The organism is Salinispora tropica CNB-440 (assembly GCF_000016425.1).
In the GTDB taxonomy this organism is placed as follows: Bacteria; Actinomycetota; Actinomycetes; order Mycobacteriales; family Micromonosporaceae; genus Micromonospora; species Micromonospora tropica.
In genome coordinates, this window is the sequence record NC_009380.1 from 1,528,040 (window position 1) to 1,541,513 (window position 13,474).

The following is a 13,474-nucleotide window of genomic DNA, read 5'->3' on the forward strand; positions in this document are numbered from 1 at the left end:
GACGCGGAGCGTCGCCCGGGATCCGGGCCCGCTCCACCCCCGACCTTCCCACCCCGAAGGACTCGCGATGACCGTGGCATATCTGGTGGCTGGTGTCCGTACTCCGATCGGGAGGTATGCCGGGGCGCTCGCCGGCGTCCGCCCCGATGACCTGGCCGCGCATGTGATCCGGGAGCTGCTCGCCCGGCACCCGACGGTGGACTGGGCCCGTACCGACGACGTGATCCTCGGCTGCGCGAACCAGGCCGGTGAGGACAACCGCAACGTGGCCCGGATGGCGGCGCTGCTCGGCGGGCTGCCCGAGCAGGTGCCCGGGAGCACGGTCAACCGGCTCTGCGGCTCCGGCCTGGACGCCCTCGCCATCGCCGCCCGCTCCATCGTCGCCGGTGAGGCCGACCTGGTGGTGGCCGGCGGGGTGGAGAGCATGAGCCGGGCGCCGTTCGTGTTACCCAAGGCTGAGACCGCGTTCTCCCGCAACGCGGAGGTCTACGACACCACCATCGGCTGGCGGCTGGTCAACCCGGTGCTGGAGCAGGGGTGGGGCATCGACTCGATGCCGGAGACCGCGGAGAACGTCGCTGCCGAGTACGGCGTCGCGCGTGCCACGCAGGACGAGTTCGCGTACCGCTCCCAGCAGCGCGTGGCGCAGGCGCAGGCCGACGGCCGGTTCGCCGAGGAGATCGTGCCGGTGCCCGCTCCCGCCGGCCGGCGGGGGACGACGGTGGTCGAGGTCGACGAGCATCCGCGGGAGACGTCGCTGGCGAAGCTGGCCGCGCTGCCCACCCCGTTCCGGGTGGGGGGCACGATCACCGCCGGCAACTCTTCCGGCGTCAACGACGGCGCGGTGGCGCTGCTGGTGGCGTCCGAGGCAGCACTCACGCGGTACGACCTGACCCCGTTGGCCCGGGTCGTCGGCTCCGCCGCGGCCGGTGTGTCGCCACGGGTGATGGGCGTCGGCCCGGTGCCGGCCACCCGCCGGCTCCTCGACCGGCACGGTCTGGGGGTGGGCGATCTGGACGTGGTCGAGCTGAACGAGGCGTTCGCCGCGCAGGCGGTGGCCGTCTTGCGGGAACTGGGCCTGCCGGAGGACGCCGAGCATGTCAATCCCAACGGGGGCGCGATCGCGTTGGGGCATCCGCTCGGCGCGAGTGGGGCCCGGCTGGCGCTGACCGCCGCCCTGGAGTTGCGTCGCCGGGGCGGCCGGCGGGCGCTGGCCACCATGTGCGTCGGCGTGGGCCAGGGCATCTCGCTGCTGTTGGAGTCCGTGGGGTGACCGGTGGCCCGCCCGCACCCTCCCGTTGGGAATGACGCACGCCTACAGTTATGTGCACCTAATGATCCGCGGGTCGGCCGGTGGCCTCCGCGTGTCCGTACGCGCCTCGACACCGGTTCCCTCCCGCACCGCGGCGACGACTTGGGGTGCAGCACTGTGCAGAAGCCGGACGGACTTCCCGCCGAGATCGACCTTTCCCGCCCGAGCGCGGCCCGGGTGTATGACTACTTTCTCGGCGGGGCCCACAACTTCGAGATCGATCGGCAGCTCGCCGAGCAGATCGCCAGCATGACGCCGAACCTCGCCGGCACCATGCGCGCCGGCCGCGAGTTCCTCCGCCGCGCGGTCCGGGTGCTGCTGGATGCCGGCATCGACCAGTTCCTCGACATCGGCTCCGGCATCCCGACCGTCGGCAACGTGCACGAGGTGGCCCAGGCGGTCAACTCGAAGGCCCGGATCGTCTACGTCGACATTGACCCGGTCGCGGTGGCGCACAGCCGGGAGCTGCTGGCGGGTAACGACTGGACCGGGGTCATCCAGGCCGACCTGCGTGATCCCGGGCACATTCTGGCCGAGGCCCGGGCGCTGAACCTGCTGGACTTCGACCGGCCGGTGGGCATCCTGCTCGCCGGGGTGGTGCACTTCGTCGGCGACGACGATCGCCCCGGAGACCTCCTCGCCACGCTCCGGGCCGCCGCCGCGCCCGGTAGTTACCTGGTGATCTCACACTCCACATTCGAGGACCAGCCGCGGGAGATGCTCGATGCCCAGCGGTTGTCGGCGCGTACCGACACCGAGATCACCCTGCGTTCCCGCGCCGAGATCACCGGCTTCTTCGGGGGCTGGACCCTGCTGGAGCCGGGGGTGGTCCACATGCCGTTGTGGCGGCCGGACTCTGCCTCCGACGTAGACGACAATCCGGAGCAGTTCGGTGCTTTCGGCGGCGTCGCCCGACACGACCAATCGGTGGGCTGATCGCGGTGGCCGTTGTCCTGGAGTCGGGAGGGCGCGACCGCAGCCAGGCCGGCGCCCAGGGGTACGCGGCCGAGTGGGCCCGCGCCGTACGCCGGCTCGGCTTCGTCCCGTTGAGCGCCGAGGAGACCCAGCGGCTGTTGCACCGGCACACCGTTCGGCTGGCCCAGGCGCTGCGCGCCGAGCCGTTCTCGTCCCACCCCGCGGCCCAGGTCGGCCGGGCGCTGGCCGAGGCGCACCTGACCGAGCCGGGGGTGCTCGACTGGTCGGTACGGGCACTCGGTGACCGCTTCCTCGCCCGGGTGCTGCCCGACCTGGTCGGTACAGGTGAGGTGGCTACCCGCGTCGCGGCGTTGCAGGGCGCGATGGCAGCCGGATTCGCCCGGGCGCTGCGGGACCGTACCTTCGCCCAGCAGGAGCGGATCGCCCGCTCGGCCTGGCAGGCGCGGGACGAGGTGGAGCAGGCGTTGCGGGACAGCGAGGCCCGGTTCCGCGCGGTCTTCTCGGGTGCCGCCATCGGGATCGGCATCGGGTTGGTGGATGGTCAGATCATCGACGTCAACCAGGTGTTCGCCGACATGCTCGGCTACACGATCGAGGAGCTGCGGCAGCGGAATGTGTCGTCGCTGTTCCACCCGGACGACGCGGCCGGTATGTGGGAGCTCTACCAGCAACTCGTCGATGGCAAGCGGGACTCCGTCCGGGTCGAGAAGCGGTACTACCGCAAGGACGGTTCTGCCGTCTGGACCGACCTGGCGGTGTCGTTGGTCCGGCACGACGACGGTCATCCCCGGTTCACCGTCGCGGTGGTGGAGGACATCACCGATCGGTACGAGCTCCAGCAGCGCCTCCGGTTTCAGGCACTGCACGACCCACTCACCGGCCTGCCCAACCGGACCCTCTTCTTCGAGACCCTCGGAGTGGTCTTTGACAATGCTGGCGCTGGCCGCCCGGTCGGGGTCTGCTTCCTGGATCTGGACGGGTTCAAGGCGGTCAACGACAGCCTCGGTCACGACCTGGGCGACCAGCTGCTCGTGGAGATCGCCGACCGGCTGTCGGACTGCGTCGCCGGGTCCGGGCACCTGGTGGCACGGATGGGGGGCGACGAGTTCGTCATCCTGGTTGACGACGGGGAGTCCCTCGACGACGTGGTGAGCGTCGCGGAGGCCGCGCTCGCGGCCGTCGCCGCACCGATTCGGATCGGTGATCACCAGCTCATGGTCTCGGCGAGCGTCGGCATCGTCGAGTGCCCGGTGAACACGACCGACCCGTCGGAGCTGATGAAGGCGGCCGACACCACGCTGTACTGGGCCAAGGCCGAGGGGCGCGGCCGGTGGGCGGTCTGGGATCGGGAGCGAAGCGCGCGTGAGATCGCCCGGTCCACGCTGGCCGCCGGGCTGCCGACGGCGTTGGAGCGGGATGAGTTCGTGCTGGACTACCAGCCGATCGTCTCCCTGCTGGACGGCTCGATGCGGGCCGTGGAGGCCCTCGTCCGGTGGCAGCATCCCAAGCTGGGCTTGCTCGGCCCGGCTCAGTTCATCGGGCTGGCCGAGGAGACCGGGCTGATCGTCCAACTCGGCGAGTGGGTGCTGCGCCAGGCGTGCCGGGACGCCGATGCCTGGCGGCGCGAGTTTCCGGAGGCTCGCCTGGTCGTCAGCGTGAACCTCGCCGCGCGTCAGGTGGAGCATCCCGCCATCGTGGACATGGTGGCGGGGGCGCTGACCGACAGTGGGCTTCCCGCCGAGCTCCTGCAGCTGGAGCTGACCGAGAGCGCTGTGATGGGCACCGCGGGGGAACCGCTGCGGGCGTTGCATCGGCTCGCCGGGCTGGGGGTGGGGCTGGCAATCGACGACTTCGGCACCGGCTACTCGAATCTGGCGTACCTGCGCCGGTTGCCGATCCGGTGCCTGAAGTTGGCGGGTCCGTTCGTGGAGGGGCTGCGCGAGGGCGTAACAGAGACGGCGACCAGCCATCGGGACGAGCAGATCGTGGACGCCCTGGTGCGGCTGGCGCGGGCGCTTGGTCTGTTGGTCACCGCCGAGGCGGTGGAGACCGGGGTGCAGGCCGAGCGGCTGCGGGTGCTGCGGTGTGACACCGGGCAGGGCTACTGGTTCGGTGCGCCGGGGCCGGCAGGTGAGATCACGGCCCGGCTGAGGGGAGCGGCGGCGCGGAACCCGTCGGGTACGGCGGATCACCGTACGTGAGAGAGAGGTCGGATTCCGCGCCGCCGCGAGCCGGGCGTTGCCGAGCGCCCGGCGCGGGCCCGTCCGGATCGGGCCTGGCCACTGCACCCAGGATGCGGCCGCGGCCGGTAGTGGGGCAAACCATTTCAGGGGTGCGGTTCCGCCTGGGGTGGCCCGGGGGCGCGATGGGCGCCAAGCAGCGTCGAGGTCGCGGCGATAGGCTTGCGCCATGACCGTCCGTGCGCCGTTGACCCCCGGCACGCTCTCTCCCTGGCGGCAGGTGCCCGCCCACATTCCCCGACCCGAGTACGTGGGCAAGAAGCAGCCCAAGCAGTGGCGTGGCTCACACGTGCAGACTCCGGAGACCATCGAGCGGATGCGGGCCGCCGGGCGGTTGGCGGCGCGGGCCATCGTGCTCGCGGGCGAGCACTGCAAGCCGGGTGTCTCCACCGACGAGATCGACAAGGTGGTGCACGAGTTCCTCTGCGACCACGGTGCCTACCCGTCGACGCTGGGTTACCGGGGGTTCCCCAAGTCCTGCTGCACCAGCCTGAACGAGGTGATCTGCCACGGTATCCCCGACTCGACGGTGCTCCAAGACAGTGACATCATCAACGTTGATGTCACCGCCTTCCTCGACGGGGTGCACGGCGACACCAATGCCACCTTCTGTGTGGGTGAGGTGAGCGAAGAGGTCCGGTTGCTGGTCGAGCGGACCCACAAGGCGACGATGCGGGGCATTCGGGCGGTCGCCCCCGGTCGGCAGATCAATGTGATCGGTCGGGTGATCGAATCGTACGCGAAGCGCTTCGGCTACGGGGTGGTGCGCGACTTCACCGGGCACGGCATCGGCGAGGCTTTTCACAGCGGGCTCTATGTGCCGCACTACGACAGCCCTCGGCCCACCGACGTGATGGAGCCCGGCATGACCTTCACCATCGAGCCGATGATCACCCTCGGCACCTACCAGTACGACATGTGGGATGACGGCTGGACCGTGGTGACCAAGGACCGGAAGTGGACCGCCCAGTTCGAGCACACGATCCTGGTGACCGACGACGGCTACGAGATCCTAACCCTGCCATGACCGAGACCCCGGCGGCGTTGCGGGAGGCACACCATGCGGATGTTTCTGGCGGCTGGCTGCGCCCCGCGGTCTTTGGGGCGATGGACGGACTGGTCACCAACATCGCCCTGATCGCGGGGGTGGGTGGTGGCGGGGCGTCGGCGCACGCCGTGGTCCTCACCGGCACCGCCGGCCTGGTCGCCGGGGCCATCTCCATGGGGTTGGGGGAGTACACCAGCGTCCGGTCGGCCAATGAACAGGTCGCTGCGGAGGTGGCCAAGGAGCGGCGGGAGCTAGAGCGGCATCCCGAGGTCGAGGCGCGCGAACTGGCGGACACCTGGGTGGCCCGCGGCCTGCCCCGGGAGCTCGCGACGCAGGTCGCGGAGGTGGTGCGGCGCAACCCCGAGGAGGCGCTGCGGGTGCACGTCCGGGAGGAGCTGGGCGTCGATCCGGACGACCAGCCGAGCCCGTGGGCGGCAGCGATCTCGTCGTTTGTCTGCTTCTCCGTCGGCGCCCTGGTACCCCTGCTGCCCTACCTGCTCGGCAGCACCAGCCTCTGGCTGGCCCTCGGCGTCGGCGGCTTCGGCCTCTTCCTGGCCGGCGCGATCGTCGCTCGGTTCACCAGCCGGCCCTGGTGGTCGGCGGGCCTACGTCAGCTGTTGCTGGGCGGCCTCGCCGCCGCCGCGACCTACGGCATCGGCACCCTGATCGGCGTCCAGGGCGGGCTGTAGGGAGAGTTCCGGCTACCCAGCGACGGGTACCAGCCGGAAAATGTGGATTTCGCGGTCGCCGGCCCGCTGCACGTAGGCCCGGTAGGGCGGCCACTCGGTCACCAGCAACTGCCAGAGTCGGTCCCGCTCGGCGCCCTCGGCGGCGTCGGCGCGTACCGGAAACCGGCGTCCCTTGATGTCCACCTCGGCGTTGGGGGCGGCGAGCAGGTTCAACGCCCAGGCAGGCTGGTGGGTCTGTCCCCAGTTCGATCCGACGACCACGTAGCCGTCCCCGTCCGGCACGTACAGCAGGGGGTTGCTGCGGGGTTTGCCGGAACGACGGCCGGTCGTAGTGATGATCAATGATGGGAGCAGTCCGAGGGCGACCACCCGCCCGCGGGTGAGCCGCCCAACCGCACGGTCAACGGGGACGAGGAGCCGGGCGGCGGCGCTGAACCAGGGGTGGTGACCGACTCGGCGGGTCAGGGAACCAAGAATGGACATGGAGAACATCCTGCCGGCTGCTCCCCGGGTCGATGCTCCGGCCCCGCTGTCGGTGGCCCCATGCCGATCGGTCAGGCGGTCCTTCCGGGGAAGGGCACGGTCAGGGGGGTGATCTCGGCGGTTCGCCGCCAGCGGGTGGCCCGCACCGCGCAGTCGACCAGCGCCGCGAGCGCGCGTTCCCGCTCGGTACCGTCGGTGGCGGCCACCGCCGCCCGCCAGAATGCCGCCGTACGTTCCTCGATGTCAACGGCGAGCCGGAGGGCGCTCGGCTGGTCGGTTACGGGGAACGGCAGGGTGTAGCCGGCCTGGTCGGCCGGGAGGCTGTTGCCGGCGTCGGTGAGGTGCAGCACGAGCTCGTCCCGACGACGCCGGTGCGCCGCCTCGGCGTCACGGGCCGCCTCCTGCGCGGGACCGTTCAGGCGTACCCCGATCGGGCCGTAGGCCCAGATGGCGGCGTATTCGGCGGTCAGGGCTGCGGTGTGGGCGGAGTGCGCGCCGGTTCCGGGGGTGGGCGTGGTCACTGCAACGCCTCCAGGTGGCTGGCACGGGCGGCGGCGATGCTGGCGAGCAGGGCGGCCCGTTCGGCCGGGGCGGCCAGGCAGGCCTGGACGGCCGACTCGCCGGCCGCCCGCTCGCGTTCACGTAGCGCGGTGAGCGTCGTGTCGGAGTCGGCGGCGGTACTGGTGGTCGGGGTTGTCGACGGTAGGGCTACCTCGGTGACCCGGGCCAGCTCCGCCGCGTGCGCGGCGTGCGCCTCGGTGATCGGCGTCAGCCGGCCGGCCAGCACGGGGTGCGTCGTGACGGCGTCCTGGTAGGCCGCGGCGAGTGCGAATGCCTCGTCCACCATGGGGGCGAGTGGGTCGGGCGGGGGCGGATCTCGGTCGAACGGATCACAGCCGGTGAGCGACGGCACGGTGCTACCGAGGGTCAGGAGAGCACCCACTCGTAGCGCCTTTCGTCGGGAATATCCCATTGTTCCGTGTGGAAGCATGTTCCGCTGCGTCATTTTGCCCATCACCGTCCAAGTCAACACCATGTTGGCCACCCCCCGAGCGCACCGGAGTCGGTGCGCCGGCCCATCCGACTGGCGGGCGGCGCGTTACGCTCTGCGCAACCACCGGTGCGTCCGCCCCGGTGGCGTGTAGCTATGGCGACCGACCGGGCGCCGCCAACAGCAGATAGGGGCGCTAGATGAGCCAGCGTGGCCGGGCCACCAGGCCCACCGGGCCGACGGGTCGACCGCGGCGTACGGGTGGCCAGCGCAGCGCCGGTCGGGTCAGCCGCGGCGGTGACCTCGCTAGCCGGCGGGCCCGGCTGCACGAGGTTGTGGAACCGGTCGTCGGCGAGGCCGGATACGACCTGGAGGAGCTGTCGATCTCCCGGGCAGGTCGACGCCACGTGGTGCAGGTGATTGTTGACGCCGACGGCGGCATCGACCTGGACGCCGTCGCCGATGTCTCACGGGCTGTCTCCGCCGCCCTGGACGCGGCCGAGGAGGCGCGCGGGGACATCGTCGCCGGGGAGTATCAGCTCGAGGTCAGCTCGCCGGGTGTGTCCCGCCCACTCACCCTCCCCCGGCACTGGCGGCGCAACGCCGGCCGACTGGTCCGGGTCACGGTGCGGGGTGGGCCGGACGCGGGTGACCGCCAGCTCACCGGCCGGGTGGTCGAGGCGGACGATGAGCAGGTGGTGTTGGAGACCGACGCCGGTCGGGCGGGGTGGAGCTACGCCGAGTTGGGCCCAGGACGGGTGCAGGTCGAGTTCACTCGCCCGGGCGAGACAGATGGTGCTGACGGCGCCGACGAGGCCGGCGATTTCGACGACGACGATGATGTGGAGGGCGAGGAGAGGTGAACATCGACCTCGCGGCGCTGCGCGCACTGGAGCGTGAGCGGGAAATCCCGTTCGACACGATCCTCGCGGCGATTGAGACCGCGTTGCTGACGGCGTACCGGCACACCGAGGGTGCTCAGCCGCACGCACGGGTGGAGATCGACCGTAAGACGGGCGCGGCCCTGGTTTTCGCCCAGGAGGTGGAGCCCGACGGCGGTGTGGTGCGGGAGTGGGACGACACGCCGCACGACTTCGGTCGGATCGCGGCGATGACCGCCAAGCAGGTGATTCTTCAGCGGCTGCGGGAGGCCACCGACGAGGTGCACTTCGGTGAGTACGTGGGTCGTGATGGGGACCTGGTGACCGGGGTGGTCCAGGCGCACGAGGCGCGTGCCGAGAAGGGCATCGTCAGTGTGGACCTTGGCAAGCTGGAAGGGGTGCTGCCCCAGTCCGAGCAGGTCCCCGGTGAGCAGTACGCACACGGCGAGCGGGTGCGCTGCGTCGTGGTGCACGTGGCCAAGGGCGTACGGGGTCCGCAGGTGACCCTGTCCCGCTCACACCCGGCGTTGGTGAAGAAGCTCTTTGCCCTCGAGGTGCCGGAGATCGCCGACGGCACGGTGGAGATCACCGCGATCGCCCGGGAGGCAGGTCACCGTACGAAGATCGCTGTCCGCTCCACCGCGGCGGGGGTGAACGCCAAGGGTGCCTGTATCGGGCCGATGGGTCAGCGGGTGCGGGCGGTCATGGGCGAGCTGCACGGGGAAAAGATCGACATTATCGACTGGTCGGAGGATCCGGCTGCCTTCGTCGGTAACGCACTCTCGCCGGCCAAGGCCCTCCGGGTGGAGGTGGTCGACCTGGCTTCCCGTACCGCCCGGGTGACGGTGCCGGATTTCCAGCTTTCGCTGGCTATCGGACGGGAAGGGCAGAATGCTCGACTTGCCGCCCGATTGACCGGTTGGCGGATCGACATCCGCTCCGACGCCGAGCCGGCCCGCCCGGCGGGCAATGCCGAAGCCGATCACGTCCCGGAGCCGGGCCGCGCGATCTCCGGGGGCTAGGGGTAGACTTTCCCAGTGGTACGACGCGCGCTGCCGGAGCGCACCTGTGTGGGTTGCCGGTCTCGGGCGTCAACCAAGGAACTGCTGCGGGTTGTCGCGGTGGGTGATGGGGCTGGTCACAGCCTTCGTCCCGACCCGTCCCGCAGGTTGCCGGGTCGGGGGGCACATGTGCACCCAGATCCGGCCTGCTTCGCGCAGGCGGTGCGGCGTCGTGCTTTCGGGCGGGCGCTGCGCGTCACCGGGGTTCCCGACCACGGTGAGCTCGCGACGCATCTCGATGCGCCAACCACGACGTCCGGTCAACCCGACCGGACGCGGGTCGCTAGCAAGGTAGGACGACCGACATGAGCACACGATGAAGTCGCAGAAATGACCAGGCTTCAAGTGCACGAGTGAGGTCGCTGTGGGTGCTGCCCGCACGACCTCGGAATGAGGAGTGCAGTGGCAGGCAAGGCCCGCGTACACGAGCTCGCCAAGGAGCTCGGGGTCGAAAGCAAGACCGTTCTCGCCAAGCTCAAGGAGATGGGCGAGTTCGTGAAGTCCGCGTCCAGCACGGTCGAGGCGCCGGTCGCCCGACGGCTTCGTAACGCGTTCGTCAACAACACCGGCTCGCCCGCGCCGGCGGCTCCGCCGGCGGCGACCCCGCCGACCCCGACCCCGACTCCGACCCCTCCCCGGACCCCGACCCCGGCGCCGCCCCCGGGCGGACCCCGCGTCACGGCCAAGCCCATGCCGCCGCGGCGGCCGGGTGCCCCGACGCCCGGCCCGAAGCCCAAGGGGCCGGTTCCGGGTCCGCCGCAGTCCGCGACACCGGCGGCCAAGCCGGCGAGCGCCCACGACATCGAGGTGGCGGCCGCCGAGGCGCGTGCCGCCGCACTGAAGGCCGAGCAGGAGGCCGCGGTCAAGGCCGCGCAGGCTGCCCGGCAGCAGCAGCGGGACAATGTCCGGCGGGAACCGCCCACCGAGGGTGGTCCGCGCCCGGGTCCCCGCCCCGGTCCCGGCGCGATGCCGCCCCGGCCCGGCTCTCCGGCCGCCGGACGTTCCGGCGGGCCCACTCCGGGCCCCGGTCCCCGGTCCGGCGGTCGTCCGCCGGCGCGTGGCGCCGGTAACAACCCGTTTGGCATCCAGGGCGGCCAGCAGCGTCCCCCGGCCGCCGGTGCGGGTGGTCCGCGGCCCAGCCCGGCGTCCATGCCGCCGCGGCCGAGCCCGGCGTCCATGCCGCCGCGGCCGAGCCCGGCGTCCATGCCGAGTCAGCGGCCAGGCCGCCCCGGCGGTCCCGGTTCCGGCCGTCCCGGAGCCGGCGCCGGCCGCCCCGGTGGCGGTGGCGGCGGCGGTGGTGGCTACCGCGGCGGCGGTGGTGGCGGCGGCGGTGGCTACCGCGGCGGCCCCGGCGGCGGTGGCGGTGGTGGCGGCGGCGGTGGCTACCGCGGCGGCCCCGGTGGTGGCGGCGGCGGTTTCCGCGGCGGCCCCGGCGGCGGCCGTCCCGGTGGCGGTGGCCGTGGTCGTGGTGGCGGTGCCGCGGGTGCCTTCGGGCGTCCCGGTGGCCGGCCGACCCGCGGTCGGAAGTCGAAGAAGCAGCGCAGACAGGAGTTCGACAACCTGTCGGCCCCGACGATGTCCTCGGGTGCGCCCCGGGGACAGGGTCAGACCGTCCGGTTGTCCCGAGGCGCCTCGCTGTCGGATTTCGCCGACAAGATCAACGCCAATCCGGGTTCGCTGGTCCAGGAGATGTTCAACCTGGGCGAGATGGTGACCGCGACCCAGTCCTGCTCCGACGACACCCTGCTGCTGCTGGGTGAACACCTGGGCTTCGTTGTCCAGATCGTCAGCCCGGAGGACGAGGACCGCGAGCTGCTCGCGCAGTTCAACATCGACCTGGACGCCGAGGTGGCGGAGGACCGGCTGGTCAGCCGGCCGCCGGTGGTGACCGTCATGGGTCACGTCGACCACGGTAAGACGAAGCTTCTGGACGCGATCCGGAAGGCGAACGTGGTGGCCGGCGAGGCGGGTGGCATCACCCAGCACATCGGCGCTTACCAGGTCCACGTCCCGCACGACGACCAGGACCGGGCGATCACCTTCATCGACACCCCCGGTCACGAGGCGTTCACCGCCATGCGTGCCCGTGGCGCCCAGGTCACCGACATCGTGATCCTGGTCGTCGCGGCCGACGACGGGGTGATGCCGCAGACGATCGAGGCGCTGAACCACGCCAAGGCGGCTGATGTGCCGATCGTGGTGGCGGTCAACAAGATCGACAAGCCGGACGCCAACCCGGACAAGGTCCGCCAGCAGCTGACCGAGTACGGACTGGTCGCCGAGGAGTACGGTGGCGACACCATGTTCGTCAACGTGGCGGCCAAGCCGGGCACCGGGATCGACAGCCTGCTCGAGGCGGTCCTGCTGACCGCGGACGCGTCGCTGGAGTTGACTGCTCCGACGGACGGCCCGGCGCAGGGTGTCGCGATCGAGGCGCACCTGGACAAGGGCCGAGGCGCGGTCGCGACGGTGCTGGTGCAGAAGGGCACCCTGCGGGCGGGCGACTCGATCGTCGCCGGCGGAGCGCACGGCCGGGTTCGGGCGATGCTCGACGAGAACGGCAACCAGGTCGCCGAGGCGGGTCCGTCTCGTCCGGTGCTGGTGCTGGGTCTGACCGCGGTACCAGGGGCGGGCGACACGTTCCTGGCCGCCGAGGACGACCGCACCGTGCGGCAGATCGCCGAGCAGCGGCAGGCGCGGCGGCGGGCGGCGGCGTTCGCCAACTCCCGTGGCCGGGCCACCCTCGAGACGCTCATGGAGCAGCTCAAGGCGGGCGAGAAGACCTCGCTCAACCTGGTGCTCAAGGGCGACGTCTCCGGTTCCGTGGAAGCGCTCGAGGACGCCCTGTTCAACCTCGACATCCCCGAGGAGGTCCAGCTACGGATCATCCACCGGGGCGTCGGGTCGATCACCGAGAGCGACGTCATGCTCGCGAGCGCCTCGTCGGAGGCGGTCACGATCATCGGCTTCAACGTGCGGGCCGCCAACAAGGTCCGCGAGATGGCCGACCGCGAGGGCGTGGAGATTCGGTACTACACCGTTATCTACCAGGCCATCGAGGAGATCGAGGCGGCGCTCAAGGGCCTACTCAAGCCGGAGTACGAGGAGGTCGAGCTGGGCACCGCGGAGGTCCGCGAGGTGTTCCGTTCGTCCAAGGTCGGCAACATCTCCGGCTGCATCGTCCGGTCGGGTCTGCTCCGGCGCAACGCCAAGGCCCGGCTGCTGCGCGACGGCGCGGTGGTGGCGGACAACCTCACCATCGGCTCGCTCAAGCGGTTCAAGGACGACGCGACCGAGGTACGTGAGGGCTTCGAGTGTGGTCTGACCCTGGCCGGTTACAACAACGTCCAGGTCGGCGACGTGATCGAGACCTTCGAGATGCGGGAGAAGGCGCGCGTCTGACCCGGTAGGGACACCGATCAAGGGGTTTACGCCACGAGGCGTAAACCCCTTGATCATGTCCGGGTTCGTCCGTAGTCTCCGGGACGATGTTCACCGGAACCGTGGTATTCGACCTTCTGCTGCCGGGCGACTCCCGGTCATTGAAGGCTAAGAGGTCCTACGTCCGGCCGATCGTGGCGGCGTTGCGCCGCGTCGAGGTCTCCGCCGCGGAGGTGGGGGCGCTCGACCTGCACGGGCGGGCGGAGATCGGCGTCGCGGTGGTGGCCGCGACGGCGGCCCACGTACGCGAGGTGCTCGACTCGTGTGAGCGCCTGGTCGCCACCCGTCCCGAGGTTGAACTGTTGTCGGTGCGTCGGCGCCTCCACGGCGCGGACGACTGATCGAGCGTCGCCGCTACGGAGCTGCGTCGCGGGCGGTCACGGCACCGGCGA

At 71.2% G+C, this 13,474-nt stretch carries 13 protein-coding genes; 10 read left to right on the forward strand and 3 right to left on the reverse strand.

All coding sequences use genetic code 11. The features are described 5' to 3' along the window. Positions 1–67: 67 nt before the first annotated feature. From pcaF to STROP_RS06855, 5 genes are all read left to right on the forward strand, one after another. Positions 68–1,273, forward strand: a complete 1,206-nt coding sequence (gene pcaF / locus STROP_RS06835; protein ID WP_011905258.1) for a 3-oxoadipyl-CoA thiolase — start codon at positions 68–70, stop codon at positions 1,271–1,273. A gap of 156 nt (positions 1,274–1,429) precedes the next feature. Beyond that, the gene (locus tag STROP_RS06840; protein ID WP_026275850.1) at positions 1,430–2,248 is read left to right on the forward strand and encodes an SAM-dependent methyltransferase; all 819 of its coding nucleotides are present in this window, start codon (positions 1,430–1,432) and stop codon (positions 2,246–2,248) included. Positions 2,249–2,253: 5 nt separating this feature from the next. Further along, entirely contained in the window at positions 2,254–4,449 is a 2,196-nt protein-coding gene (locus STROP_RS06845; RefSeq protein ID WP_011905260.1) for a putative bifunctional diguanylate cyclase/phosphodiesterase, read from the forward strand. 208 nt (positions 4,450–4,657) lie between these two features. Next, entirely contained in the window at positions 4,658–5,515 is an 858-nt protein-coding gene (gene map, locus STROP_RS06850; RefSeq protein ID WP_011905261.1) for a type I methionyl aminopeptidase, read from the forward strand. Beyond that, the gene (locus STROP_RS06855; RefSeq protein WP_011905262.1) at positions 5,512–6,225 is read left to right on the forward strand and encodes a VIT1/CCC1 transporter family protein; all 714 of its coding nucleotides are present in this window, start codon (positions 5,512–5,514) and stop codon (positions 6,223–6,225) included. The genes map and STROP_RS06855 overlap by 4 nt, the downstream gene beginning before the upstream one ends. 12 nt (positions 6,226–6,237) lie before the next feature. Here STROP_RS06855 and STROP_RS06860 read toward each other — a convergent pair whose 3' ends face one another. The 3 genes from STROP_RS06860 to STROP_RS06870 form a co-directional block, all read right to left on the reverse strand. Then, the gene (locus STROP_RS06860) at positions 6,238–6,708 is read right to left on the reverse strand and encodes a nitroreductase family deazaflavin-dependent oxidoreductase (protein WP_026275408.1); all 471 of its coding nucleotides are present in this window, start codon (positions 6,706–6,708) and stop codon (positions 6,238–6,240) included. A 71-nt stretch (positions 6,709–6,779) separates the two neighbouring features. Next, positions 6,780–7,229, reverse strand: coding sequence for a ferritin-like domain-containing protein (locus STROP_RS06865; RefSeq protein ID WP_011905264.1), 450 nt, complete (start codon positions 7,227–7,229; stop codon positions 6,780–6,782). Next, positions 7,226–7,621, reverse strand: coding sequence for a hypothetical protein (locus tag STROP_RS06870; protein WP_187151612.1), 396 nt, complete (start codon positions 7,619–7,621; stop codon positions 7,226–7,228). The genes STROP_RS06865 and STROP_RS06870 overlap by 4 nt, the downstream gene beginning before the upstream one ends. A gap of 278 nt (positions 7,622–7,899) precedes the next feature. Between STROP_RS06870 and rimP the strand changes: the two genes are divergently transcribed. The 5 genes from rimP (at position 7,900) to STROP_RS06890 (ending at position 13,423) form a co-directional block, all read left to right on the forward strand. Next, positions 7,900–8,562, forward strand: coding sequence for a ribosome maturation factor RimP (gene rimP, locus STROP_RS06875; protein ID WP_011905266.1), 663 nt, complete (start codon positions 7,900–7,902; stop codon positions 8,560–8,562). Continuing rightward, positions 8,559–9,602 carry a transcription termination factor NusA gene (nusA, locus tag STROP_RS06880; RefSeq protein ID WP_011905267.1) on the forward strand — a complete coding sequence of 348 codons (1,044 nt, stop codon included), beginning with the start codon at positions 8,559–8,561 and terminating at the stop codon, positions 9,600–9,602. Before rimP ends, nusA begins: the two co-directional genes overlap by 4 nt. Before the next feature lie 15 nt (positions 9,603–9,617). Next, complete coding sequence (locus STROP_RS23750) at positions 9,618–9,950, forward strand: YlxR family protein (RefSeq protein WP_011905268.1); 333 nt, start codon at positions 9,618–9,620, stop codon at positions 9,948–9,950. A 93-nt stretch (positions 9,951–10,043) separates the two neighbouring features. Beyond that, entirely contained in the window at positions 10,044–13,043 is a 3,000-nt protein-coding gene (gene infB / locus STROP_RS06885; RefSeq protein WP_011905269.1) for a translation initiation factor IF-2, read from the forward strand. An 86-nt stretch (positions 13,044–13,129) separates the two neighbouring features. Further along, positions 13,130–13,423, forward strand: coding sequence for a DUF503 domain-containing protein (locus STROP_RS06890; RefSeq protein WP_011905270.1), 294 nt, complete (start codon positions 13,130–13,132; stop codon positions 13,421–13,423). The last annotated feature ends 51 nt before the right edge of the window (positions 13,424–13,474 follow it).